Source organism: Ferroplasma sp., from assembly GCF_031200575.1.
In the GTDB taxonomy this organism is placed as follows: Archaea; Thermoplasmatota; Thermoplasmata; order Thermoplasmatales; family Thermoplasmataceae; genus Ferroplasma.
In genome coordinates this window covers 353382-377730 of record NZ_CP133597.1, presented here as the reverse complement: position 1 = coordinate 377730, position 24349 = coordinate 353382, and the positions used below count along the sequence as shown (strand labels likewise).

Sequence of the window (24349 nt, the reverse complement as noted above, 5' to 3'; positions counted from 1 at the left end):
GCATTTTGCACCCAGGGCAGGAGACAGGAAATGTGGCAATAACACCGCCAACCTTACCTTCCATAATCCCGGGGATAAATTAAATACAGTGGTGCTGATGCAATTTCATGGCTGATTATATCAATGTGCATGTGCACAGGGGAAAATCCAGGATTAGCCCGGAAAAAGAATGGTTCGATGTTTACACCATGGAGCCATTTGAGAATAACAGGGCAAACAGGGATATAATAAACCAGCTTTCAAAATATTTCAATGTTGATTACCGGAACATAGAAATTGTCAGAGGATCAACATCAAGAAAAAAGGTGGTAAAAATAAATGATTAATTTTACTTTTGACGTTTTCTATTTTTATATGGCACCCTAAGGATAGAATGCCAGTGCATAAAATGGGCAATATAATAGGTATCCATCAATAGGATTTTATACAGATAACAGGTATAGAGAATTATGTTCAAAAATAATTTGCTGGAGGGCAAAAATATTCTTATAACAGGCGGCGGCACTGGACTTGGAAAACAGATGTCAGAAACGTTTCTTAAACTTGGAGCATCGGTATCCATAATAAGCAGGAGGGAAAGCCACCTCATAGAGGCGACGGAGTACTTCAATGAAATGGGATACAGGATCGAGGCAGAAAAATGTGATGTAAGAAATCCAGATGAACTGAAAAAAGCTATTGATACTATAGAGGACAGAACAGGGAGCATAAATGTGCTTGTTAACAATGCAGCAGGAAATTTTATCAGCAAAACAGAGGACCTGAGCCCTAAAGCCTTTGATACGATAATAGGGATAGTTCTTAATGGCAGCTCCTATGCATCTCTGGAGATGGGAAAGCGATGGATCAAAAATTCTGTAAAGGGTACAGTGCTTAGTATAGTAGCAACCTATGCATGGACAGGGTCAGGGTATGTTGTGCCATCGGCAGTGGCCAAGGCAGGTGTACTTGCCCTGACAAGGTCACTGGCTGCTGAATGGGGGCATTATGGGATAAGAACTGTTGCAATTGCACCAGGGGCATTCAAAACAGAGGGCGCCTGGTCCCGGCTTTTACCTGGAGAACAGTATGAAAATGAGATAATAGAAGGGAATCCTGAGAGAAGGCTCGGAACAAAGGAGGAAATAGCAAGCATTGCCGCGTTCCTAATATCTGATATGGCGTCATACATAAACGGGGAGGTAATTACAGCAGATGGCGGGCAATCCCTGTATGGAGCCAGCATGTTCAATATGATGGAAAAGCTACCAGAAGACGTATGGAAGATCATGCGACAGAGATAATAAATGAAAATTGTTTTGATAATGTATTTACGTATATTTTTATATAAAGATTATTATGTAGTAGAATGGCCTCTAATGCCAGAATACGGTATCTCATAACAACGCTCGGTTCAATTATAATAATGCTTTCAGGAATCATTGGATTGCTTGTTCTATTTATTTCCGGGCTTGCAGGCGCTGCCCAGCTCATGTTTTTCAATCCGGCCGGATTCTCAGTGATAGGAAGCTCAGTGCTGATGGCAATTTTTCCCGTGATATGGATAATACTTGCCTATATCATATATTCCATGGCCAGGGGAACACGCAGAAAGGATAAACTAGTCAATGGAGTCATTATAATAATTCTCGGTTTCATCATATTATTTATGGGTGGTGGATTTGTGATAGGCCCTGTCCTAGACATAATCGGTGGATTCCTGCTGATACTATGAATTAACACTTAATTTTTTAATGTATCATAAATTTTATTTTGTATTATAACAGTAGGATACCCCAACATACTTAGAATTGCCATGTACATTATTTCCTCTTGGTGTAGCAGCAATTTTATTGGCCATTACCATGCAGTTCTATTCAACTATTATTTGGATCGTTGAATTACCATTATCTCTGTATTTAACATACTAGGTATATCCCATTTCTAACATACAATTAAAAGTAGAAAAAGTCCTTTATAACTCATATCTGAGCCTGCACATGATGATTCCTTTTCATTGTTCCTAGCTATAGTTTCTATCTTATGTTAATTCATTATCAACAATACTTCATTTCTTATCTGTATCAATGACACCAAGATAACATATAATATTAAAAATATACTTATATATACAAGAGGGATCGTCCCGAAATCTGTTAGGTATTCATTATAGTTCGCTATATCTGTGATATCTAGTAGTTCTATGAAATTTTTTGGTTGTTGAAGAAGTACTATTATGACCTGTATGATAATTCGTATATCTCTAAATTACAATAATATTCACAATAAGTTTGGGAGCATACTTCATTACTCAATCTTCATTAACTATTTTATCCCAAATTTGCATGATTAATGAGATATGGTTTTCTGCTATATCCCGCTAATGTTTTTAAAATTAATAAATATGACAATTGTCATACGCATTATAAAAGTTAGGACACATTATAGATATATTAACTTGAACAATCTAAAAATTTAGGTTAGAACAGAGTTCACAGTAAAAATAAATCTACAGTGCCATAGAAAGAATGATTACAAAGTTCATGTCAGATGCAAAAGCATATTACTTCAAAGAGTTTCTTGGTAGCGATGTTTATTTAATAATTACATGGGATAGGAAATGATGCCAGAAATCTTCGAAATAGAAAAGTCTTTAAGCTAAATAAGATTTGGTTTCTATGATTCCTACAGCTAGAGAGTTAGGAGTAAAAAGTAGACTTGGACTTTTTACAATTTTTGTGGCAGGGGCCCTTCCAGCGATAATAGTAGATTTTGATGGATCAGCATATTAATATGCTGCCCCGTTTATTATAAATGCAGTTAACCTTCCCATATTCTATCTCTGTATATTGATCAGTGGTTATGCTGCAGGTATTGCAATATTCAGTGTCATTGGAGGTTTTTTGTTTGATAAGGTTTCACCTAAAATTACAGTTTCATTATCGATAATTATATTTTCAATATTTACTATAACGACAGGCTATTCAACTACTGCTATTGAAGTTCTTCTTTCAAGGTTGATTGTGGGTTTCGGTGTCCGTATGTTTCAGGCTTCGTCAATAGGTGTGTTAGGAGATACAAATCCAGAATTCAGAGGTACAGGGACAATGTTATGGGGTGTTTTTGCTGGAGTAGGAACCACAGCTGCACCATATATATTCCTTCCATTTCTTCCTGCCTATCATATCCCATTTCTTATATCAGGAATCCTTGGATTTATAGTAGCCGCTATTTTCTTCGTAATTATCCCACCAGTGTTTAAAAAAGAAGAGAAAGCCAAAAATCCCTTGAAATTGGCACTTAACCGTTATACAATATTCCCTATAGTTGCAATGTTTTTCTTCGGCTTTACACTGTTAAACATACTTGGATATTATTCAGAATATTTGATCAATGTTGTAACCTTTTCAAGTGCCGAAGCAGCGGTTTTAATTTCTATGCTAGGTGTTGGAGGCATAATTTTTGGGTTGCCTGCAGGATTTTCAAGTGACAAAATAGGAAGAAAACCTATCCTAATTGTTGGCATACTTTTAGTTTTTATATCTATTATTTTCATTACCTATTCACCAAAAATTATATCCTGTTTATAGTTTTAACAATAATGTTCGGTACAGGTTGGTCAATTTATTCTGTTTTAACCCCGACTGCTGGTCAGGATATGGTTAAAGATGAAGCGGTTGGAAGCGCTAGCGGTGCAATACTGATGGCATTCAATATTGGGGGATTATTGGCCCACTTTTACTGGCTTCATATATTAGTATCAAAACGTTCAGAACGGGTATGCTATACTTTATGGTTATTCCTGCGGCTATCTCAGTGATAATCACGATTTTTATGAAATTTCCAGGGAGAACATCGGAAATTGTAAAAGAGCAAACAAAAGAGGGTTTGTAAATATTTAATTTTTCATATATTTATTGAACCATGCAAGTTTTCTCTCAAGCCTGTCGACCATATTGTTAGGCACCCCTGCTCTCGCATGTTCATGGTTATCTCCCTGGTATCTTATCAGTTCGCTATCTACCATATTAAGTTTCAATCCCACAAAAAATTGCTCCGCCTGTTCTATTGGACACCTGTAATCCTCTTCTCCAGTGATTAATAAAACTGGGGTTTTTACATTTTTAACATAAGTTATAGGAGAGTATTCCATGAGTTTTTTCATGCCTTCCTTACTATATGGATCTTTTATATTCATTTGTAGTGAATTGAACCAAAATCCAATATCACTAGTACCTATCATACTCAGCAAATTTGATATGCTCCTTTCAGAGATGGCACATTTAAATATATTACTATGTGTTACGATCCAGTTTGTCATAAAACCTCCATATGACCCTCCTGTAAGGGCAAAACTATCTGATATGCCATATTTATTCACTACAAATTTCATTGCTTTCTTTATATACTCAAAATCATTTCCTCCCCAGTCTCCAACACATTCTTTTTCATATTCTTGCCCGTATCCTGTGCTTCCTGGCGGATTTGTATAAAGTATGTTATAGCCATTAGAATAGAAGTACTGAAATTCAATATAGTATATATGCCCATAGGCCGTCTGTGGACCCCCGTGTATAAATACTATGGTAGTGGAATTTTTATCCTTGAACATAAAGAAAACTTCACCACCATCAAGTGCAATTTTATCTGCTATACTTGGATTAATGCCCTCGTTAAAATTATAACCAGTTTTATATTTAATTATAGATGGGTGAGTGGCATCAGTATAGGTATAAACCAGTTTACCATCATCTACAATGTCAAAATCTATAATTTTCCCATCTATTTCTGTTATTTGGCTTACTGTGTTTCCTGATACACGATATATATTAGATGAAGACTCTTTCTGACCTATGCAGTACAAATCATCACCATAAAATTTTATTTTGTAAGCAGAGGTAAAGAATAGATCTGACAACACGGAATCATAGGAATCGTTTGCAATTTTAATGGTTTTTCCCTCCTCAGGATAAATAATAGTATTGATTTCCCATGGATCAAGATCGATATGCCCACTTAGGGCAATTTTACCAGAATCCGAAACTGCAAACCCATTAATCACCAAAGATTTTTCAGTAATTCTTATCAGCTTGTTCCCATCTTTATCAATCTCATACAGATCCGCCATGCCATAATCATCCATATTTTCTGTTGTTTTTATTACTATCCTATTCTTCCCTGATTGTATATCCTCTACATCAAAATTCCCAGAGTAAATTTTTGAAATGCTCTCTCCTATTTTATACAACGCGTATCGGCTTCTGAATAACCCTACACCGTTGAACCTATATTTAATTTTAGTGGTTATAAATGGTTCATCATTTTTCTCATTTTCACTTGCAATCACAAAAACCCATTCATCCATGACTATAAATTTTTTAATTTTTCTAAATCTAGCAACTTCAATAGGTTCTGATTGGTGATCCATTTTCATTAGGCTTTCTCCTTTTTCGTCATATCTTACATAATACAGCATACCGTCTCTATATGCTGGTAAATGTTCATTTACACCTGAGGTGACCTGTTTTAATTTATCGCCTAATTCCATTATATGTGAGGTATACTTTCCATTCTCTATTCCTCTTTTGGTAAAGAATATTCTCCCCTCACTGGAAAAAATCTCTCCAACTAAGGTTATTTTATAAGCATCGTTCCCTTTCATAATCACTTATTGAATACTAAATTAAATAAATTTACAATGAGTATTGGAAACTCTGATGCGCTCTAATGGAAATTTTGGTATATCAGATTTAATAATATCAGCAATATTATACACAATCAAGGATAGTTACCGATACATTTATAGTTAAATTAACGTTATAATTTTATGAAGTATGTTATAAAGGGAGAAACTCTATTTGATGGAAATAATATTTTGAACGCGAATTCCGTGTTAATTGAAGATGGCATAATTAAAGAGGTGGGGAATAACATTAAATCTGATGATGTGAGAGAGTATAAAGGTGCATTTATAATGCCGGGTATGATTGATTCACATATACATCTTACTGGGGCCAAATCTGGGAATCTGATTATGGAATCGTTAATAGAAGATCCCAATATTAAGCTCCTTGCTACCATTCCATGGCTAAATAAGATATTGAAGGCTGGATTTACCACTGTACGCGACTGTGGTGGAACAAACGCAATCTACCTTAGAAATGCAATAAAAAATGGCTATTTAACCGGGCCAGATATAATTGCAGCCGGAAAACCTTTAAGCCAAACATTCGGACATGGAGAATTTTCACATACTATACCTATAAAATGGAACGAGGATCGTGGAATGTCGGAGATATGTGATGGAACTGAAGGATGCATTAAAGGAGCTAGAACTGTACTAAGGCAGGGAGCCGATTTCATAAAAATTTTCAGTACAGGAGGTGTGCTTTCACAAAGTGATAGACCAGACCAAGAACAATTTACAGTTGAAGAGATAAGAGCCATTGTTAACGAAGCAAGAAAATCTGGAACTTATGTTGCAGCTCATGCACACGGTGATCAGGGTGTAAAAAATGCAGTAATATCTGGAGTTAAATCCATAGAACATGCCACCATGGCATCCGATGAAACTCTTAAATTAATGGCGGAAAAAAATGTATCACTAACCCCAACACTTTCAATACAGGAACTACTGTTTAAATATGGTAGGGAAATCGGCGTAAATTCATGGGGCTTAGAAAAAATTACAAACGTAATAGATGGTATAAAGCAGGTATTACCAAAAGCCAAAAATCTTGGAATAAATATCTTGTGTGGCACCGATCTTGGGTTTGAAACAGGAAAAGATATAGATATTGGAAAAAACTGGAATGAACTTATACTTATGACCAAATATGGCAATATGAATGCCATTGAAGCCTTAAGATCTGCTACAGGAAATGTCAATAATATTGGAATCCACAGAGGGCGTTTATCCATAGGGTATAAAGCAGACGTTTTAATTATTAATGGGGAACCATCTGAAAATATTTCAGATATCGCTAAAATTGACCATGTATACCTAGGCGGAAATGAGGTGTTTTAGAATGGATTTTAATAAAATGCTAGATGAGTACAAAAAAATTCTTAAAATCCCATCGATATCTGCGAAGGCAACAGGTATAAATGAAACAGCATCGTACCTCAATTCGTTACTCAAAAATATGGGAATTAAGGGTGAAATAATGCACACATCAGGAAACCCAGTTGTCTATGGAGAGTATTTTATAGATGCTCCTAGAACACTTTTAGTGTATAACCATTATGATGTTCAACCAATAGACCCAGAAAATAAATGGACACATGCACCTTTCGGGGCAACAGAAGAAAATGGGAGGATTTACGCTAGGGGGGCAGCAGACAATAAGGGAACACTAATGGCTAGAATTTTCGGAGTTATGGAAGCTATCAAGGACAATGAACTACATGTAAATTTAAAATTTTTGTACGAGGGGGAAGAAGAAATCGGAAGTCCGCACCTTAAGGATTTTATAATAAAAAATAAAAATAGGTTTGCTGCTGATGATGTGATAATGGAAGGAAGTCAGATAGGAGAGGAAAATAGACCAGTTATTGCACTAGGAGTCAAAGGCCTCTTATACATAGAACTTAAAAGTAGAACTGGCACAACAGATCTACATTCTTCACTGGCTGCCATAGCACCGAGCCCGGCGTGGAACTTGATAAATGCATTAAAAAGTATACAGGATTGTGAAAAAGTGCAAATACCCGGTTTTTACGATAATATTACTCCATTATGCAATAAGGACATGAACATTTTAAAAGATTACCCGTTTAATATTGAAAAAATGAGAGATTCATACGGGTTAAAAAATTTCAAATTTAATGAAAAAGATAATTTAATTAGAGAATTATTTACAAGTCCCACATGTAATATAGCTGGTATTATATCTGGATACATAGAAGAAGGCACAAAAACCGTATTACCAGCCGAGGCTATGGCAAAAATAGATTTCAGGCTGGTTCCCGATCAGGATCCTGAAACAATATTTAAATCAATGAAAGGATATTTACATAATCTGGGTTTTGATCTTGAAATCAATGCATTAGGTATGGAGAACCCAGTAAGAACAGCACCTGACACAGAGCTGGCGCAAAAAATGATTTCATCGGCTATACAAACTTATGGTAGCAAACCGATTATTATGCTCAATTCTCCGGGTACACAGCCAATGGCCCTATTTACTAGGGAACTTGGAATCAAAAACGCGATCAGTGCCATTGGAGTTGGCGACAACCTATCAAAGGCACATGCGCCCAATGAAAGCATTAGTATAGAAAATTTTAAACTAGCAGTAGAACATACAAAAAACTTTTTATCAAAATTTCAATAATAGAAAACAAAATATATTCCATTAAGAGAATGAATTAGTTTATATACACATAACTATTGAAGATATATGGGTTCAGAAATTGAAGATTATACAGTAAAAATTAGGAGATATATTCATGCCCATCCTGAATTATCCTTTAAAGAAGAAAAAACATCAGAGTTCATTGTAACAGAGCTTAAAAAGATGGGGCTAAAACCAGTAAGAATAGCAGGTACGGGTGTTTATGCCGACGTACTAGGAGAGGGTAAAGGCAAAACTGTTGCAGTTAGAGCAGATATAGATGCGTTGCCTGTTCAGGAAGCAAATAAGTTGGAATATAAATCTTTAAATAAAGGTGTTATGCATGCCTGTGGCCATGATGCCCATACTGCCATGGTTCTTGGTCTGGCTAAGAAATTAACATCCCAAAAAATTAAATTTGGTGGAACTATAAGAGTGTTTTTCCAACCTGCTGAGGAAAACCCCCCGGGTGGTGCAATAAAAATGATAGAGGATGGTCTTTTAAATAATGTAGATTACGTAATAGGTCAGCATGTAGATTCTAGGCTCCAAAGTGGATTTGTTGGGTATAGGGCTGGTCCAGTTTCTGCAAATTCAGATACTTTTTATATTAAAATTAAAGGTAAAGGTGGACATGGCTCCATGCCAGAAAGGGGAATCGATGCAATTTATGTCGCTGCTCAATTTGTTGTTATGCTTCAGTCGATTATATCGAGAATTCTTTCTCAAACATCTGCTTCCACAATAACTGTTGGAACATTTAACGGAGGATATAGACATAATGTACTTGCAGATAGGGTTGATCTATCCGGTACAGTAAGAACAATTTCAGATGAAGAGCGAGATAAGGCAAAGCGATCTATAGAAAATATTATGAACGGATTAAAGGCGGCGTATGGCATAGATTATGAGTACATATATGAATATGGTTATCCAGTGATGATAAATGATTCATATGTAACATCGATACTTAAGGAGGAAGCTGAGAACTTAATTGGCAAGGATCATGTTATAGAAGTCAATCAGGCACTTGGAGGAGAAGATTTTGGTTATTATCTCCAACATAGAAAAGGCACATTTTATCGCTTAGGAATATCAAATAAAGAAAAGGGTATAATTGCACCCAATCATAGCCCGGAGTTTAATATTGATGAGGCTGCTCTTCAAATGGGTGTATGTCTTTTGTTAAAAGTTGCTTTAAGACTTACAGAATCTTAAAAAGTTAAAAATTTTACCAACATGATATTTTTATAAGAATTGAAATATGGATTATTATCTTTATACAAGTATATAAAATAATATTATTACTCCGCCTCCATTGCTTTGTTTGGTTTAGCAGATTTATCTCCCGATGGAATCTTAATCTTTGGGGTTAATGTTATCAATATGAAGCTCAATAACATAGGTATAATCATCACATACAAGCCTGCCAGCTGGTACCCGAATAGACTCACCGCAGCACCCATTAGAGTGCCCCCTATAAGTGAGCCGATATTAAATATTAAAAACATAAAGCCTACAGCAGAGCCCCTCCACTGATCTTCTACTGTTTCCTGAGCAAAGGCTGATACATTTCCATATATGCCATAGCCAGCTCCAAATAGAATTATACTTATTGTAATTACAAGAAATATGGGTGTGTGTACGAACATTATTACATTGGCTATTAACATTATAAGCGCTGAAACTATGATCACAAATTTTCTTTTAAATTTGTCTCCAATAATGCCCCCCGGAAGTGTTGCTATTAGTAGTGCCAGTCCAAATGTCGAGAATGCCACTGCCGCAGCCCCCTTCGAAAATCCATAAAATTCCATGTAGGGAGTTGCATAACTATCAAAAGCAAAATAGGAAATACCAAAAAATAAAAATGACGCTGATATAAATATGAGGGGTTTGTTTATGATTTCAATCATACTTTTTTCTGGCTTCTTATAAGCTTTGTACTTGGATGGAACCAAAGCTAATACAACAACTATTAAAATAGCCCCGGCAATACCCGCTATTATAAATGGTATATCAAAGGTTGCCAAGGTTGAGTACGCAGAAAATATGTAAGGTGCGACAAATAATCCAAGTCCAAATGCTATGCCTTCAGAGGCTATAACAGTTTGTCTTCTTTTCGGCCTTATATCTCCAAGGAAAGCGATTATCTCCGGTTGAATCATGCCTGTTCCGAATCCAACGAGGAATCTATATGCAACAAGTTCATATTCATTTGTCACAAAACCAGTCATTGTAGAAAAAATTGATATTATGGCAAGAGAGATAATTATGCCATTTCTTGTAGTAATTTTATCAAATATAAACCCTCCTATAATACTAAATATTGCAATACCTGCTGCAAATCCAGAGGACGCTACGCCGATATAAAACGCATTTACATGTATTATACTAGTTATAAATGTACCGCCAAAAAAGTACAGATCAGCATCAAAGCCAACAAGGAACATACCTAAAGCCACGGGTATAATCACCTTTAAGGCGCCACCAACTGTCTGCGCCTCCTTAACTACGTCGATTTGCGTGTGATTCTCACTCATATATAAACTAAATCATACATGATATTTAATTCTTCCGTTAATGGGAACCATCATAATAACGGATATTAATACTATAGGTGATTTTTTTAATTTGAATTTCTCAATTTGTATATATGCCTGTGCAAAAGATACAGTGGCACCAGAATTATCAGGGTTGGCAGTGCGGCATAGTAAGTGAAATATTTGAATGAAAAGAAAATGTTTGATATGGCACTGTAAATTACCAGAATAACCGCTACAGCACCGATAGCATAATCTGCCATGGCAAGCCTGTCCATGATAAACCCATTTACACCCTGTATATTAATCTTTATGCTGTTTAAGTATAGCGCTTATTTTTATTTTAGTAGTTGTCAGAGAAGGTGAGTGCCTGTTCGGTTACAACAAAGTAACGTGAATTTAATTGATTCACAAGCTGAACCATTTTAATATTTAAATAAATCAGTTAACATATAAGGTAACGAATTAAAATACTTTTTAGAAATAATTCGTTGTGAACTAAAATGATTTCCGTAACAGCATGGGAATGGATTGGCCTATTCATCGGCATGTTAATTGGTGGCCTGGCAGAGGCATGGGGTATTTCAAACCCGGAAGTTTTGATCAGGCTAGGCAGATGGAAAGACCGTTTATTTGTAGGATGTATAGCAATTGCAATCGGTGCAGGTGCACTGGCATTATACGGACTTGCAGCGCTTGGAGTATCCTTCCACTGGGGAGTTAAGCCTGACTATGTATGGGGAGTTGCACTGGGTGCAGCCATATTCGGAACAGGAATAGCAATATCAGGATACGTCCCGGGTACAGTCTGGATGGCCCTCGGTGAAGGCAGGAGAGATGCGGTATATGCTGTCCTGGGCGGACTGCTTGGTGCGGCATCATGGACATTGATTTATCAGACATCCTTCGGGCACTGGCTTGTAACATACGATAATTTTGGCCAGATCTACTTCGGTGGAACCGTTGACACAGATCTGTATGTAGGTTTCGGTATAGCAATTGTATGGGCAATTATCATGTTTTCAGTGGCGTACTTCCTTCCAAGATATAAGGGCGGGAAAAGCTGTGCTTATAATTCGCTTCACAAGGAGAAAACCCTAAGTCCGGAGGAACAGGGCAAATACGTGGAAACGGCGGGAATGCTTCTTGAAGGTGCCTCAATGCCCCTGGGCAAGCATAATCTTCCGGAGAAGGTGAATTACCATTGGACGGTTTCATCCAAGCTCTTCGGAGTTGTCATGATGTCTGTGGGCATAATAATAGGATTGACTGTGGTGCTTGAAATGTTCCTGCACCAGATATTCGGAGAATCAACAACATATTCGTGGATAGTTGCAAAAATCTGGCTTCCTGCAGGCACATGGAAATACAGCACACTGGTTGTACATACTATAGGATGGGAGCCATTCAGTGATATAGGCACATTATTCGGTGCATTCCTGGCATCCATATTCTTTACAAGGAGGTTCCAGTCATTCAATAATGTGATACCCCCTTCATGGGAGAAGAGATTCGGGAACAGCCAGATAAAAAGAGCAGCAGGTGCATTCTCCGGTGCTTTCCTTATGCTACTGGGTGCAAGAATGGCAGATGGATGTGCATCAGGGCATATACTTAGCGGAGATTTGCAGATGGCAGTAAGCAGCCTGGAATTCTTCATAATCGTGATGATATCACTGCTGATTGTTGCACACATAATATACAGAAAGGTGGTGGATTAAAATGGAAACCATAGAAAATAATGAAAAGGACAGAGAGGAAAAAGAACCTAAATGCAGGAGCGAGGCGGGGATAAAGGCATTTATCATAGTAATGACAGGAATTACCATAATTACCGCAGCACTTACATCGGGAACATACAGCGGTTATGACCCTGATGCCTATTCTGTAGCCATAACCGGCTTCTTTGTAATAGTAACAATAATCATGACTGCCGTATGGTACCGCTCTAAATACAATAATTATGCATACAATCCCAATAAGAAAGGCAAAAAATAATTTTTATTTTTATATTACTCGACACAATTTTTTTGTGATAAATATTCAGGTTCAGGGTAATGAATACAGAGATTTGTGCATAAGCAAGCATGGTAACATATTCAGAAATTGTTTTTACCGATTTGCCGGTTTTAAATCAAAATAATTAATATGCCTTATTGAATTTATTACCTATGGAAATAGATGAATATATAATAAAGACCAGGGAATATTTTCATGAATATCCTGAACTGAGCTTCAAAGAATATAAGACAGCAGATAAAATTGAGGAGGAGCTGAAGGCAATGGGCCTTGCCCCTAAAAGGATAACCGAAACAGGAATAATAGCAGATATAAAGGGGAAGGGAAACAAAACCGTGGCAATCAGGGCAGATATAGATGCATTACCGGTAACAGAGGAAAATAAGGTGCAGTATGTATCCAGGAATGAGGGAGTTATGCATGCCTGCGGTCATGATACACACATGGCAATGCTTCTGGGCGCAGCCAAAATGCTTATTGCAGATAAGGAAAAATTGAATGGGAATATAAGGCTGATTTTCCAGCCTGCTGAGGAATTGCCTCCAGGAGGTGCCGTGGATATGATAAAACACGGTGCACTTGATAATGTTGATTACATCATCGGACAGCATATAATGGGATTTCTGCCAGCCGGCCATGTGGCAATATACTATAAGGAGATGATGGCAAATGCTGATGAGTTTGATATCACAGTACATGGAAAGGGCGGACATGGTTCTGCCCCGCAGGATGCAATAGATGCCATATATATCACTGCACACCTGGTAGAAATGCTGAATACTATAGTATCCAGGGAAATAGACCCCAGGGACCCTGCAGTGATAACAGTTGGAACCATAAATGCAGGATATAGATATAACATAATAGCTGCACATTCCAAACTAACGGGTACAGTGAGAACGTTCAGCCTGGAGGTGCAGGAAAAGATAATAAAAAGAATTAAAGATGTCTTGGAGGGATTGAAATCAACCTATGGAATAGAATATGAGTATGAATATAAGAAAGGTTACCCTGTTTTAATAAATAATGAAAAAATATCCAGAGATATAGAAGAGGTGGCTGAAAAAATTTTGGGAAAGGAGAATATCGAACATCCGAAGCCGGATATGGGCGGGGAAGATTTTGCATACTACCTCCAGAAGATACCGGGAGCCTATTATTTCTTCGGTGCCAAGAATGTTAAGAAAGGGATAAATTCACCAAATCACTCTCCCACATTTGATGTGGATGAGGATCAGCTATATACAGGAGCCAGAATACTGAAAGAGGCGGCAATGAGCATTCTTAATAAATAGTTCAACATTTATTTTTATATTTTCTTCTGAAAATTGTGATTAAATTTATTTACCCTGAAATTATAAAACATATAGAATGCCTGAGGAAATATATACATATGAAAACCGAAAAATCACGGGGGAGAATGGCTTCTCTGCAGAAATTATACAGGAAAACCGCTGGAGGGAAATTTCTATAGAAGGCAGCATCAATATCAGTCTCTCACTTGAAAATGGAGTGTACATAATAAGGCATAATTATCTTGAAGAGGGATATGTTAAAAAGAATTCTGTAATGGAATATGAAGGGAAAACTTTCAATATTGATCGTGAGGGGCTTAAAAATTTAAAGATGAACAAAATAAATTTTTATATCTTTTCAGGAGAAACAGAGGTAGCTTTTATCAATGTTTTCAGAAAAGAGGTAAACATAGATGTGGATGATCCTCAGTATATAGTTCCGGTAATGATTTACATAGCCATACTCTCTAAAAGATTAAAAACCCGTGGAAATAAAATTTACCTGAAGAACAGGAATCTAATAGCTTTCAGTTCTACGATATATCTATTTACCGGCATCCTATCATTAACAGGCCTGGATATCGAGAATAATTATGAGATGTTGCTGGTATTAACCCCGATAGCTATTTTAGCGGTGCAGATGCTTTATTATATTTTAATAAAGGGCCAGTTATTTTAGATGCATCCCAAACTATTTAAGAAAGCAATAATTTCAATATCATGAGCCTCAAATCTGAATTAACCCTTGATGTTATAGATACACATACTGAGGGTGAACCCACACGTATAATTTTCTGGAATGATATACCTAAAAATCTGCCGGACGCATTATCAGTAAGGAACTATTTCATCCAGCACTATGATTATATAAGGACAACTTTACTTCAGGAGCCCAGGGGGCACAAGGACCAGTTCGGTGCTGTGCTGCTTCCTCCGGTAAATCCGGGAAGCAACTACACGGTAATATACCCGACAACAGATTCATATCTGGATATGTGCGGGCATGCCACAATAGGCGTAAGCACCGCACTGGTTGCACTTGGATATGTTGAATATGAAGGAAGTGAAAAAGTAATTACATATGATACCGTGGCAGGTACGGTGAAGGCAAGGGTGAGGGTAGAGAATGGAGAACCGGTCTCAGTATCCATAGTGGATGTAAAATCCTATTTTGTAAAGAAAATCAGCATAGACATTGAGGGAAAAAGCATACCTGTAAACATATCATACGGTGGCAATTTCTATGCCATAGTGGAGTCTGATTCTTTAGGAATTGGTGTTGAACCTGCAAACATAGGAAAACTTCTGGAATACGGAAAAATCATCAGGGAAAAATCAAAGCAGACCATCAGGGAGATGTACCGGGATAGTAAAAAAAATCTCGAGCCTTTAGCGATGATTACAGATAGCAGGCACGATTACCGTGCAGTTGTTACCTTTGCAGGGAATAGCTTTGACAGGTCTCCATGTGGAACAGGTACAGCTGCAAGGGCTGCATTGCTTGTCCATGATGGAAAACTGGATGTGAACGGGCAGTACACCAATGAATCCATAATAGGGTCCAGATTTACGTGCAGAATAATCTCATCTGAAAAGGTTAACGGCAATATTATCATTGTGCCGGAAATTACAGGAAGGGCATGGATTACACAGCTATGCAAAATTATAGTGAATCCTGAAGATCCATTGAAACATGGATTTCTTGTACAGTGATGGTTATGGTTGGAATGGTGCAATAGATTATTCTTGACTATAAGCAGATAACAGGCATAGTTTTTATATTCCAGAATTATTATTAGAATCAATTATAGGGCGGATTACAGATGGATGAACATAAAAATGCTGTATATCAGCAAAGATAAAAATAAACGTAAGAAGGGCATTTCAACTGCACAACTCCTGTTCCATATTGACCCTGATGTGGGTCCAGATCAGGACATAAATAAGTTTATCAGGATACTGGAGGGACAAACAGATTCGGTACTAACAGCCTATGGATGGACATCTGGAAACGAAGTGGCACAGTTGATTCTGGCAGAGGGGCTGGATACTGAAGAGGTAAAGCCAGGATTTTGCAATATAGAGGCAGAAGGCGTTTAGCCGATAAGAAGAAACGTAAGGATCTTAAAAGCGATATTTCTGATTATTTATCCGGGTACTGCCAGAAGTCTAAAACTTATGATGGATTGTTTGATCAGATTCAATTCTTTCCTGAGACCAGAATTAATTATTATGATTCAGATATTCACATAGACAGAGAGAATATAGTCGAAATGATGAAAACATTAACTGAAAAGGAAAAATCAGAAATTGTCAGGAATGTTAATGCAAGAATTGACCAGGGAGATGCCAGTGACAGACTGGGAAATGAATTGGAAAAATATCTCAATGATGTTGGGGAGGAATACGGGATCGAATCCTATATTGATGAATTTGAGATCGAAAGCAAGAATTATTTTTCATTCAAAATTTTTATTGGAAACCGTGGATTACTCAGTTCTTTTTATGGTACTTTCAAAGAATTAGAAAAAGCACTGGGAGAAGAAGTGAAGGTAGAGGCTGCAGATAAAGTGACCTGTCCGTTCTGTAAAAGAAAAATAATTAGGTATGTCGCAAGTTACATGGCGCTAAAGGCTAATTCTTAACAGTAAGCTTATCACCAAATATTTCCCGCAGGATATTTTCATAACTTAAAAATACCTCATCTTGCAGCTTTCCCCTTCCCTTGAAATTATTGTGTACAAGGTGAAATTTAATTTTTTCTCCCTTTGATTCCAGTAAAAGGTGGGGTAAGGAAAATGGAGTTCCGTTTGTGAGTTCAACTCTATCAATACTCGAACACTGGATAACTGTGAATTTTGGGGGTACTTCCTTTAGTTTTGATTCAAGATTGGCTTCTATTTCTTTTCCTCTTTCTAGATTTTCTGTAACCAGGTTTCTAACAGCATCCTGATTTACCTTATAATTTGAAATCTCGCCTTCCACGGGGACCATTCTGGAAGGATTACCCATATATGAATAATACAAATCCGAGCGCCTCTCTTTTTTATCCATTACCAGGAATTGGTATATTTCCTCCTTTGTGAATATAAGATGGTAGGTCGTATCCCATATGGATGCATTATCAATTGATCCGATCACCGTAATCATATTTTCTTAATTAGCCATATATATTAAACTTTTTGATTTTTTGAGGATAGTCAAAATTTGGTCGATTTTTTATGATTAATGAGGGAATATATGTTTATATAAAGTATATGTTATATAATCTCTTTAGGTTTGTTTAACTTTAAACTATCCAGATCTAAGATGGCATAGAAATATCTAGGGAATATTTGGTGTTTGAGCTGGGTTTCAAGCATGGAAATGGTTGTTGTACTTCCAGAACTTGAACAGCCTTTAAGAATATCGATTTATAGTCTTCAAAGTGGATTGATCAGGTGGGGGTATTATGACAGTATTCTCTGGTTAGAATCAGATTTAAGCCATGAAAGGAAATTTAAAAAATCCATAGAAATTCAGTGCAAACAAAGTTTACGAAATGGACCGGTCGGGATCTGATTAAAGTTTTAAGCGAATACCTTGACAGAGAACTTCAAGACTGGCAATAGTATGAAGTTAGTGGAGTGTTTTTGTTGAGTTGTTTTCCTACGCCAGTTAACCGTTAAATGTTTATATGTCAACACAATCAATGTTCATGGTCAAAACTACGATTAATCTTGATGATGAAATCTATGCAGAAATAGTCAAAGAATCAATAGAAAAGTATGGCAGCACCAAGAATATATCAAAAATCATTAACCAGCGCCTTAGGAATAAAAAAGCAGATGCGAGGAAAAGTGGAAAGCGAATCGTGTTCAAGGTCCGGGAAGACCTTGCATCGCTCGATGCGGACAACGAGATAAGAAAGGGATGGGAGGAGAGCAGTAAATGACAATACTGGTTGACACAAATGTTCTGGTATATGACTCTATAGAAAATTCCCCACATCATGACAATGCAAGTAAGATTATCGATAAGTCTGGGGATCCCCTGATAAATTCGCTTTCGATCATTGAACTTGGCTTCGTGCTTCCTAGATACGGACTAGACAATGAAAGTGTTCAGATGAAGCTTGAAGAGTTATTGCACAGCGATTACTTCACAGTTTCCTGGCTATCGAGGGGCATGCTCGAAGGGGCGTCTACATTCATTGCTGAAAACGGCCTCACTTTCAGGGATTTCAACGATTGGATAATCGCCTTTGACGCACATTCAAGAAATGTACCCTTAGTGACTTTTGATAAGACCCTGTCCAAAAAATGCAAGAAGATGGGCGTACAAGTTATTGAGATATGAGCTACAGAATGGACCGGTCGGGATTTGAACCCGAGCCCTCTTGCTTGCGAAGCAAGCGATCTACCGCTGATCTACCGGCCCTAATTGATCTCACTGCCGATGTGGGAAAGCCGGGCAAGAAGTGCATCCATCTGTATGCTGTCAGTTCCACCCTCTACTATCCTGAATTCAGCCTCGGCCAGTGCCATAATAATGGCAAGCTTCTGCTTAGGTGCTATATGCTCTGCCCTTATGGATGAGTGCATACCCTTTATTATATCTATCCCGGAAAGGCCGTATTCAATGAGCATCTTGTCAAGGTAGTTCCTGGCATCGTTGAAATTGCCTTCAACTGCCATATTTATTAAATTCTTGAACTCATCTCTATTTACCTCACCGGAAATTTCGTATATTCCGGTGGCACTGACCTTCCCTGACAATTTAACAGCCTGGAGAATATTTATTGCCTTTCTCATATCCCCATCGGAAATCTCGTATATGGCATCCAGGGAATCATCATCTATTTCAAAACCCTCCTTCGATGCTATATCCTTCAACCTGCCCTTCATTGATTCACGGTCAATGGGCTTGAACCTCAGTACAACGCATCTTGACTGGATCGGTGGTATAATCTTCGATGAGTAATTGCATGAGAATATGAATCTTGTTGTATTGTAGAACATTTCCATGGTTCTTCTCAGTGCTGCCTGGGCATCGCCTGTCAGGTGGTCAGCCTCATCCAAAAATATTATCTTGAAGCCTAGATCGTTGGATGGCCTTATCTTTGCAAAATTCTTGATATTTTCCCTTATAATATCTATGCCCCGGTCATTTGATGCATTCAATTCCATAAAATTTTCTTTCCATGAATCTCCAAATAATGAAATTGCAAGTGCGATGGCAGTAGATGTTTTGCCTGTGCCCTGTGAACCTGCAAATATGAGATGTGGTATATTCTTATCTTTGACATAGGCATTTAATCTGTTGATATTTTCTTTTTCACCTATGACATCGGATAGTTTTGTTGGCCTGTATTTTTCTGTCCAGATATTTAGCATACTTTTTTTTGATAATTACTTTATTTATAAACCTATCTATGCAGTTTATTTCAGGGTGCTGTTTACAATTGAGGGGTAAACATTTCTTACACCGGCTGTGTTTTCTATTTCCAGTATGCACTGGTTAAGATCCATTCCATACAGCCCCGATACAATTATCGCTATTGCAGAATGGTCTCCAGATGTTGAAAATAAGCTCTTTACAAAAACGAAATCCTTTAGTGTTTCCAGTGTCTTTGTATACTGTTCAGGCATGATGTCGAGTCCCAGTATTGCCTCGTCTATGCCCAGTTTTTTGACCTGAAACCTTGTGGTATATGCTATTATTTCCTTATCGCCTTCCATCTTCTGAAGACGATTCCGTATTGTCCCAGGGCTTACGCCACAGAGCTTTCCCAGATCCCTTATTGACAGCTTAGAATTGTCAAGCAGATACCTGGCTATTTCCATATCCAGCCTGTCAGCCATATTACCTCTATTATGTTAAAGAATAAAAATTTATGTTTATAAAGTTATAAATAATAATCAAATGTTCATTAATTTATTATTTAATGTATAATTTTACTAAACAAATACACAATACTTTTATACTTATAACCAATTGAGTATGGATAACAATGGAAAACAGAATGCCTTTGATAGGAGAGAAGTTCCCAGAAATGGAAGTTGTAACCACACAGGGAACAAAGAAATTGCCGGACGATTACAAGGGAAAATGGTTCATGCTGTTCAGCCATCCCGGAGATTTTACACCGGTGTGCACCACAGAGTTCTTCTCATTTGCACAGAGAAGCGATGAATTCCAGAAGCTGAATACAGAACTTATAGGCCTCAGTGTTGATTCAAAGATATCGCATATGGAATGGATCAACTGGATACATGACAACCTGAAAATAGATGTAAAGTTCCCCATAATAGCAGACCCTATGGGTAATGTTGCAAGGTCACTGGGAATGATCCATGCAGAATCTGCAACATCCACAGTAAGGGCTGTATTCATAGTAGACGATAAATCCATTGTAAGGGCAATATTATACTATCCACTGGAAATAGGGAGGAACGTATCTGAAATACTGCGTATGATAAAGGCACTGCAGATGGTGGATAAGTTCAAGGTTGCAACCCCTGCGAACTGGCCTGACAATGAAATAATAGGGAACTCTTTCATAAATCCCCCGCCGGCAACCATGGCTGATATACCGGAAAGAATGAAAAAGTACAAGGGATACGCCTGGTGGCTTACCTATAAGGATGCACCGAAAGAGGATGTTGATGAGGCAAAGAAGGTTTCAAGAATGAAGGAGGTGAATTAAAATGCCAATGTATGAAACAGAAAACAGCTTAGATGAGAAAACAAAGGATATGTCAAGGGCCAGGCAGTCCTTAATAGAGGAAATGCAGGCAATAATGTTCTATGATGAGAGATTAGATGCAACAAAGGACCCTGTATTGAAGGATGTAATAAAACATAACAGGGATGATGAGAAGGAGCATTTCTCGCTTCTCCTTGAGTACCTGAGAAGGAATGACCCTGAGCTAGACAGGGAATTAAAAGAAATACTATTCTCCAAAAAGGAATTAAAAGAACTAGGAGATTAAATAAGTAATAATTTTTTATTTTTTAAATAAAATGAAGGATGTGAAAATATGGAAAATGATGATAATAAATGCCCTGTGATTCATTCAGCAGGAAGAGGAATGTCATTGAGAGAGTGGTGGCCTGAAAGACTTGATCTCTCAATACTGAGGCAAAATTCAGTGGAATCCATTCCATACGGTAGGGATTTTGATTATGCAAAAGAATTTAGCAGGCTGGACCTGGACAATGTAAAGAAAGACATAATTGGCATTTTTAGTGATTCACAGGGATGGTGGCCAGCAGATTTTGGCAATTATGGGCCCCTATTAATAAGGATGGCCTGGCATGCAGCTGGAACATACAGAGTTACAGATGGAAGGGGTGGAGCCGGACATGCACAGCAGAGATTCCCTCCTGTAAATAGCTGGCCCGACAACATTCTGCTTGATAGGGCTAGAAGGATTCTCTGGCCAGTGAAGCAGAAGTATGGAAGGAAACTGTCATGGGGAGATCTGATGATCCTTGCGGGCAATACAGCCCTTGAGAGCATGGGTTTCAAGACATTTGGATTTGGAGGTGGTCGTGAAGACGTATACGAATCGGACATTTCCGTATATTGGGGACCAGAAAAGCAGTGGCTCTCAAACGAAAGACATACAGGTGAGGGTAACCTCATGGTACCTCTAGCTGCGGATCACATGGGACTCATATATGTTAATCCCGAAGGCCCAAATGGAGAACCAGATCCGGAGAAAGCGGCGAGGTATATTAGACAAACATTTGCAAGAATGGCGATGAACGACGAGGAAACAGTTGCGCTCATAGCGGGTGGTCATACCTTTGGAAAAACCCACGGGGCGGGGCCAACATCATATGTGGGACCTGAGCCCGAGGCTGCACCAATTGAAAACCAGGGGATTGGTTGGGTCAGTTCATATAAATCGGGTAAGGGTGATGACACAATAGGCGGTGGCCCTGAAGTAACCTGGACGGAAACGCCTACGAAATGGAGCATGGGGTTTCTGGAAAATCTGTTCAAGTATGAGTGGGAACTAGAAAAGAGTCCAGCAGGTGCGTGGCAGTTTGTTGCCAAGGACGCTGAAGCAAATATACCATACGCGCATGACATCCAAAAGAAAAAAAAGCCAACCATGCTTGTGACCGATCTTGCTCTAAGATATGACCCAATCTACGAGAAAATATCAAGATTTTACCTTGAAAACCCGGATAAATTTGCAGAGGCATTTGCAAGGGCTTGGTTTAAGCTTACACATCGTGACATGGGGCCAAAGTCAAGACTGCTTGGACCATATGTACCAAAGGAAGACCTGATCTGGCAGGATCCCATTCCCGCTGTAGATCATAGATTAGTTGATAGGGAGGATATTTCCAAACTGAAATCTTCTATACTGCGTTCTGGCCTTATCATAAGGGATTTGGTGTATACCGCGTGGTCTTCCGCTTCAACATTCAGGGGTTCCGACTATAGAGGGGGAGCCAATGGTGCAAGATTAAGACTTGAACCGATGAAGAGCTGGAAGATAAATCAGCCTGAACAGTTGAAAAAGGTTCTGCAGACATTGGAGAATATAGGAGAAAATTTTAACGAAACAGCAAAGGACGGCAAGAAGATTTCAATGGCTGATCTAATAGTTCTCGGTGGTTGTGCCGCAGTGGAGGAGGCTGCGAGAAGAGCAGGGTTCAATATTGAAGTGCCATTCATACCTGGAAGAACAGATGCTCGACCTGATCAGACAGATCCTGACAACGTAGCAGTACTTGAACCGAGAGCTGACGGTTTCAGAAACTATCGAGACCCTGAATATATGAGGGGTGTTCAGGACGAGTTTCTCTTGGTGGATAAGGCACAGCTATTAACCTTAACCGTTCCGGAGATGACTGTACTGCTTGGGGGCATGAGAGTTTTAGATTCCAATTATGGACATTCTCAGGATGGAGTGTTTACAGAAACTCCAGGGGTGCTTACCAATGACTTCTTCCTAAATCTTCTTGACATGAACATTGAATGGAAGCCGATGGATGAATCCAGGAATCGCTTTGAGGGAATAGAAAGGAATACCGGGAAACGCCTGTTCACTGCTAATCGTGCTGACCTCATCTTTGGAGCACATTCAGAACTTAGAGCTGTAGCAGAGGTTTATGGAAGCAATGATGGAAAAAAGAAATTTGTCGAAGACTTCGCTAAAGCCTGGGAAAAGGTAATGAACCTTGACAGGTTTGATGTCCACCATTAAAATTTAAAAATTGTTAATTTTTATTAATTTATTAAAAGGATTTCTATAGTCAATATTTTTGAATTTGTCCTGAGAACAGTGGACAAGGATAATGTAATACTTTTACTGTAAATTCAAATGACACTTTACCATTATCCTTAATCAACCTCTATATTTATATATTTCCTTAACAGCCATTCTTCATTGATGCCCATTGCTATGGCAACAACCAGCCTTAGCAGGGAGTCACTAGCAGGAAATGCACCTTCCTCTCCATACACTCCTATTTCATCAAAATTCCACCATTTTGTGCCCCAGCTTACACCCAGGTCAAAATATACTGTAGGGTCATGGTTAGAATGGGCAGATGCACTAAGTGCTACATAGTCACCTATTGGTAATGGTAGAATAGTAACAGCTATTTCTGAACTCACTGCTAAATATGCTGGAATGGATAACCCCTCTACAGTTGACCCGAGTTCCCCTACCCCTCTGGAAACTGATGTCCCAAAAACAGCAATTATATCAGCAGGAGAAACCCCAAATATTTCTGGTATTTTTACAACTTCCAGCGCTGCCTCATGATTTTTGGGTAATTTATAGTAGGTCCCACTGCAGTCACCGGCAACCCCCTTAATATTCTTGGCAATTCTGACTGTTAAATCCATATTTATGGTATTGCCATGAGAATATACAGACACCATACCCTAATCCCCATTTTTAACCACATGCTGGGCACCCAATGGCTTTCCACTGTAATGAAAGGTAAAGTTGATTGTCAGATCATTATTTCTGAAATAATGTGAATATCCCTCAATGGTTAGCAAAGTTTTAACCTGCTTACCATTAAAACTTATTTCCTCCGGTTTGTTAACTATGTGTGTATTGTCAACTGCAGGCATGCATGCCAGTGCTATAAATATTATCACCACCAGAGCACTAATCACCAATTTTTTATTAACCCTTTCTCTCATAATAATATTAATGCA

At 38.1% G+C, this 24349-nt stretch carries 27 protein-coding genes and 1 tRNA gene; 19 read left to right on the top strand and 9 right to left on the bottom strand.

Features of this window, described 5'->3' with window-relative positions:
• Positions 1 to 107 precede the first annotated feature (107 nt).
• The 4 genes from RE471_RS02155 to RE471_RS02140 all read left to right on the top strand — a co-directional run bounded on the left by RE471_RS02155 (position 108) and on the right by RE471_RS02140 (position 3569).
• A complete protein-coding gene (locus RE471_RS02155; RefSeq protein WP_309215134.1) occupies positions 108 to 326 on the top strand; it encodes a DUF167 domain-containing protein in 219 nt (72 codons plus the stop codon).
• 123 nt (positions 327 to 449) lie between these two features.
• Complete coding sequence (locus RE471_RS02150) at positions 450 to 1283, top strand: SDR family oxidoreductase (RefSeq protein WP_309215133.1); 834 nt, start codon at positions 450 to 452, stop codon at positions 1281 to 1283.
• A 65-nt stretch (positions 1284 to 1348) separates the two neighbouring features.
• On the top strand, positions 1349 to 1714 hold the full coding sequence (locus RE471_RS02145; protein WP_309215132.1) for a hypothetical protein: 366 nt from the start codon (positions 1349 to 1351) through the stop codon (positions 1712 to 1714).
• A 1072-nt stretch (positions 1715 to 2786) separates the two neighbouring features.
• Positions 2787 to 3569 (top strand): MFS transporter, encoded by a 783-nt coding sequence (locus RE471_RS02140; RefSeq protein ID WP_309215734.1) that lies wholly within the window; start codon positions 2787 to 2789, stop codon positions 3567 to 3569.
• A 308-nt stretch (positions 3570 to 3877) separates the two neighbouring features.
• Here the strand turns inward: RE471_RS02140 and RE471_RS02135 are convergent, their stop codons facing one another.
• On the bottom strand, positions 3878 to 5641 hold the full coding sequence (locus RE471_RS02135) for a S9 family peptidase (protein WP_309215131.1): 1764 nt from the start codon (positions 5639 to 5641) through the stop codon (positions 3878 to 3880).
• Between the two features lie 165 nt (positions 5642 to 5806).
• Between RE471_RS02135 and RE471_RS02130 the strand changes: the two genes are divergently transcribed.
• The 3 genes from RE471_RS02130 (at position 5807) to RE471_RS02120 (ending at position 9533) form a co-directional block, all read left to right on the top strand.
• The gene (locus tag RE471_RS02130) at positions 5807 to 7006 is read left to right on the top strand and encodes an amidohydrolase family protein (protein ID WP_309215130.1); all 1200 of its coding nucleotides are present in this window, start codon (positions 5807 to 5809) and stop codon (positions 7004 to 7006) included.
• Between the two features lies 1 nt (position 7007).
• On the top strand, positions 7008 to 8315 hold the full coding sequence (locus RE471_RS02125) for a M20/M25/M40 family metallo-hydrolase (protein ID WP_309215129.1): 1308 nt from the start codon (positions 7008 to 7010) through the stop codon (positions 8313 to 8315).
• Positions 8316 to 8381: 66 nt separating this feature from the next.
• Complete coding sequence (locus tag RE471_RS02120; protein ID WP_309215128.1) at positions 8382 to 9533, top strand: amidohydrolase; 1152 nt, start codon at positions 8382 to 8384, stop codon at positions 9531 to 9533.
• A gap of 86 nt (positions 9534 to 9619) precedes the next feature.
• Here RE471_RS02120 and RE471_RS02115 read toward each other — a convergent pair whose 3' ends face one another.
• Together RE471_RS02115 and RE471_RS02110 are read right to left on the bottom strand one after the other, a co-directional pair.
• The gene (locus RE471_RS02115) at positions 9620 to 10858 is read right to left on the bottom strand and encodes an MFS transporter (RefSeq protein ID WP_309215127.1); all 1239 of its coding nucleotides are present in this window, start codon (positions 10856 to 10858) and stop codon (positions 9620 to 9622) included.
• 86 nt (positions 10859 to 10944) lie between these two features.
• Positions 10945 to 11136, bottom strand: coding sequence for a hypothetical protein (locus RE471_RS02110; protein WP_309215126.1), 192 nt, complete (start codon positions 11134 to 11136; stop codon positions 10945 to 10947).
• A 225-nt stretch (positions 11137 to 11361) separates the two neighbouring features.
• Here RE471_RS02110 and RE471_RS02105 point away from each other — a divergent pair, with 225 nt between their 5' ends.
• From RE471_RS02105 to RE471_RS02075, 7 genes are all read left to right on the top strand, one after another.
• Positions 11362 to 12579, top strand: coding sequence for a YeeE/YedE thiosulfate transporter family protein (locus RE471_RS02105; RefSeq protein WP_309215124.1), 1218 nt, complete (start codon positions 11362 to 11364; stop codon positions 12577 to 12579).
• Between the two features lies 1 nt (position 12580).
• Positions 12581 to 12856 carry a hypothetical protein gene (locus RE471_RS02100; protein WP_309215123.1) on the top strand — a complete coding sequence of 92 codons (276 nt, stop codon included), beginning with the start codon at positions 12581 to 12583 and terminating at the stop codon, positions 12854 to 12856.
• Positions 12857 to 13029: 173 nt separating this feature from the next.
• The gene (locus tag RE471_RS02095; RefSeq protein WP_309215122.1) at positions 13030 to 14172 is read left to right on the top strand and encodes an amidohydrolase; all 1143 of its coding nucleotides are present in this window, start codon (positions 13030 to 13032) and stop codon (positions 14170 to 14172) included.
• A gap of 76 nt (positions 14173 to 14248) precedes the next feature.
• Positions 14249 to 14851, top strand: a complete 603-nt coding sequence (locus tag RE471_RS02090) for a hypothetical protein (RefSeq protein WP_309215121.1) — start codon at positions 14249 to 14251, stop codon at positions 14849 to 14851.
• A gap of 41 nt (positions 14852 to 14892) precedes the next feature.
• Positions 14893 to 15885, top strand: a complete 993-nt coding sequence (locus RE471_RS02085; RefSeq protein ID WP_309215120.1) for a proline racemase family protein — start codon at positions 14893 to 14895, stop codon at positions 15883 to 15885.
• Between the two features lie 114 nt (positions 15886 to 15999).
• Positions 16000 to 16272 (top strand): hypothetical protein, encoded by a 273-nt coding sequence (locus RE471_RS02080; protein ID WP_309215119.1) that lies wholly within the window; start codon positions 16000 to 16002, stop codon positions 16270 to 16272.
• Positions 16245 to 16817 (top strand): hypothetical protein, encoded by a 573-nt coding sequence (locus RE471_RS02075; RefSeq protein WP_309215118.1) that lies wholly within the window; start codon positions 16245 to 16247, stop codon positions 16815 to 16817. Before RE471_RS02080 ends, RE471_RS02075 begins: the two co-directional genes overlap by 28 nt.
• On the opposite strand, the gene RE471_RS02070 is transcribed toward RE471_RS02075, so the two are convergent.
• A complete protein-coding gene (locus RE471_RS02070; RefSeq protein ID WP_309215117.1) occupies positions 16807 to 17322 on the bottom strand; it encodes a hypothetical protein in 516 nt (171 codons plus the stop codon). The genes RE471_RS02075 and RE471_RS02070 overlap by 11 nt on opposite strands.
• A gap of 547 nt (positions 17323 to 17869) precedes the next feature.
• On the opposite strand from RE471_RS02070, the gene RE471_RS02065 reads away from it, so the two are divergent.
• Both RE471_RS02065 and RE471_RS02060 read left to right on the top strand, forming a co-directional pair.
• Positions 17870 to 18106, top strand: coding sequence for a hypothetical protein (locus tag RE471_RS02065; protein ID WP_309215116.1), 237 nt, complete (start codon positions 17870 to 17872; stop codon positions 18104 to 18106).
• Positions 18103 to 18510, top strand: a complete 408-nt coding sequence (locus RE471_RS02060) for a PIN domain-containing protein (RefSeq protein ID WP_309215115.1) — start codon at positions 18103 to 18105, stop codon at positions 18508 to 18510. Before RE471_RS02065 ends, RE471_RS02060 begins: the two co-directional genes overlap by 4 nt.
• A gap of 9 nt (positions 18511 to 18519) precedes the next feature.
• Here RE471_RS02060 and RE471_RS02055 read toward each other — a convergent pair.
• From RE471_RS02055 to RE471_RS02045, 3 genes are all read right to left on the bottom strand, one after another.
• Positions 18520 to 18591: transfer RNA gene (locus tag RE471_RS02055), tRNA-Ala, on the bottom strand.
• Positions 18591 to 19547 (bottom strand): replication factor C small subunit, encoded by a 957-nt coding sequence (locus RE471_RS02050; protein ID WP_309215114.1) that lies wholly within the window; start codon positions 19545 to 19547, stop codon positions 18591 to 18593. The genes RE471_RS02055 and RE471_RS02050 overlap by 1 nt, the downstream gene beginning before the upstream one ends.
• Before the next feature lie 45 nt (positions 19548 to 19592).
• A complete protein-coding gene (locus RE471_RS02045; RefSeq protein WP_309215113.1) occupies positions 19593 to 20015 on the bottom strand; it encodes an AsnC family transcriptional regulator in 423 nt (140 codons plus the stop codon).
• A 149-nt stretch (positions 20016 to 20164) separates the two neighbouring features.
• Between RE471_RS02045 and RE471_RS02040 the strand changes: the two genes are divergently transcribed.
• Genes RE471_RS02040 through katG form a run of 3 tightly spaced genes read left to right on the top strand, consistent with a single transcriptional unit; the run spans position 20165 to position 23381 of the window.
• Complete coding sequence (locus tag RE471_RS02040; protein ID WP_309215112.1) at positions 20165 to 20860, top strand: peroxiredoxin; 696 nt, start codon at positions 20165 to 20167, stop codon at positions 20858 to 20860.
• 1 nt (position 20861) lies between these two features.
• Complete coding sequence (locus RE471_RS02035; protein WP_309215111.1) at positions 20862 to 21146, top strand: ferritin; 285 nt, start codon at positions 20862 to 20864, stop codon at positions 21144 to 21146.
• A 48-nt stretch (positions 21147 to 21194) separates the two neighbouring features.
• A complete protein-coding gene (gene katG, locus RE471_RS02030) occupies positions 21195 to 23381 on the top strand; it encodes a catalase/peroxidase HPI (RefSeq protein WP_309215110.1) in 2187 nt (728 codons plus the stop codon).
• 137 nt (positions 23382 to 23518) lie between these two features.
• Here the strand turns inward: katG and RE471_RS02025 are convergent, their stop codons facing one another.
• Positions 23519 to 24064, bottom strand: coding sequence for a hypothetical protein (locus RE471_RS02025; protein ID WP_309215109.1), 546 nt, complete (start codon positions 24062 to 24064; stop codon positions 23519 to 23521).
• 3 nt (positions 24065 to 24067) lie between these two features.
• On the bottom strand, positions 24068 to 24334 hold the full coding sequence (locus tag RE471_RS02020) for a hypothetical protein (RefSeq protein WP_309215108.1): 267 nt from the start codon (positions 24332 to 24334) through the stop codon (positions 24068 to 24070).
• Positions 24335 to 24349 lie beyond the last annotated feature (15 nt).

What these genes read in the sequence shown, in the direction of transcription:
- RE471_RS02105 (WP_309215124.1), top strand. Translation starts at nt 11,362, where the DNA reads ATGATTTCCGTAACAGCATGGGAATGGATTGGCCTATTCATCGGCATG.
- RE471_RS02120 (WP_309215128.1), top strand. Translation starts at nt 8,382, where the DNA reads ATGGGTTCAGAAATTGAAGATTATACAGTAAAAATTAGGAGATATATT.
- RE471_RS02145 (WP_309215132.1), top strand. Translation starts at nt 1,349, where the DNA reads ATGGCCTCTAATGCCAGAATACGGTATCTCATAACAACGCTCGGTTCA.
- RE471_RS02035 (WP_309215111.1), top strand. Translation starts at nt 20,862, where the DNA reads ATGCCAATGTATGAAACAGAAAACAGCTTAGATGAGAAAACAAAGGAT.
- RE471_RS02050 (WP_309215114.1), bottom strand. Translation starts at nt 19,547, where the DNA reads ATGCTAAATATCTGGACAGAAAAATACAGGCCAACAAAACTATCCGAT.
- RE471_RS02100 (WP_309215123.1), top strand. Translation starts at nt 12,581, where the DNA reads ATGGAAACCATAGAAAATAATGAAAAGGACAGAGAGGAAAAAGAACCT.
- RE471_RS02040 (WP_309215112.1), top strand. Translation starts at nt 20,165, where the DNA reads ATGGAAAACAGAATGCCTTTGATAGGAGAGAAGTTCCCAGAAATGGAA.
- RE471_RS02155 (WP_309215134.1), top strand. Translation starts at nt 108, where the DNA reads ATGGCTGATTATATCAATGTGCATGTGCACAGGGGAAAATCCAGGATT.
- RE471_RS02085 (WP_309215120.1), top strand. Translation starts at nt 14,893, where the DNA reads ATGAGCCTCAAATCTGAATTAACCCTTGATGTTATAGATACACATACT.
- katG (WP_309215110.1), top strand. Translation starts at nt 21,195, where the DNA reads ATGGAAAATGATGATAATAAATGCCCTGTGATTCATTCAGCAGGAAGA.
- RE471_RS02060 (WP_309215115.1), top strand. Translation starts at nt 18,103, where the DNA reads ATGACAATACTGGTTGACACAAATGTTCTGGTATATGACTCTATAGAA.
- RE471_RS02025 (WP_309215109.1), bottom strand. Translation starts at nt 24,064, where the DNA reads ATGGTGTCTGTATATTCTCATGGCAATACCATAAATATGGATTTAACA.
- RE471_RS02130 (WP_309215130.1), top strand. Translation starts at nt 5,807, where the DNA reads ATGAAGTATGTTATAAAGGGAGAAACTCTATTTGATGGAAATAATATT.
- RE471_RS02115 (WP_309215127.1), bottom strand. Translation starts at nt 10,858, where the DNA reads ATGAGTGAGAATCACACGCAAATCGACGTAGTTAAGGAGGCGCAGACA.
- RE471_RS02065 (WP_309215116.1), top strand. Translation starts at nt 17,870, where the DNA reads ATGGTCAAAACTACGATTAATCTTGATGATGAAATCTATGCAGAAATA.
- RE471_RS02090 (WP_309215121.1), top strand. Translation starts at nt 14,249, where the DNA reads ATGCCTGAGGAAATATATACATATGAAAACCGAAAAATCACGGGGGAG.
- RE471_RS02125 (WP_309215129.1), top strand. Translation starts at nt 7,008, where the DNA reads ATGGATTTTAATAAAATGCTAGATGAGTACAAAAAAATTCTTAAAATC.
- RE471_RS02020 (WP_309215108.1), bottom strand. Translation starts at nt 24,334, where the DNA reads ATGAGAGAAAGGGTTAATAAAAAATTGGTGATTAGTGCTCTGGTGGTG.
- RE471_RS02150 (WP_309215133.1), top strand. Translation starts at nt 450, where the DNA reads ATGTTCAAAAATAATTTGCTGGAGGGCAAAAATATTCTTATAACAGGC.
- RE471_RS02135 (WP_309215131.1), bottom strand. Translation starts at nt 5,641, where the DNA reads ATGAAAGGGAACGATGCTTATAAAATAACCTTAGTTGGAGAGATTTTT.
- RE471_RS02070 (WP_309215117.1), bottom strand. Translation starts at nt 17,322, where the DNA reads ATGATTACGGTGATCGGATCAATTGATAATGCATCCATATGGGATACG.
- RE471_RS02110 (WP_309215126.1), bottom strand. Translation starts at nt 11,136, where the DNA reads ATGGACAGGCTTGCCATGGCAGATTATGCTATCGGTGCTGTAGCGGTT.
- RE471_RS02080 (WP_309215119.1), top strand. Translation starts at nt 16,000, where the DNA reads ATGAACATAAAAATGCTGTATATCAGCAAAGATAAAAATAAACGTAAG.
- RE471_RS02045 (WP_309215113.1), bottom strand. Translation starts at nt 20,015, where the DNA reads ATGGCTGACAGGCTGGATATGGAAATAGCCAGGTATCTGCTTGACAAT.
- RE471_RS02095 (WP_309215122.1), top strand. Translation starts at nt 13,030, where the DNA reads ATGGAAATAGATGAATATATAATAAAGACCAGGGAATATTTTCATGAA.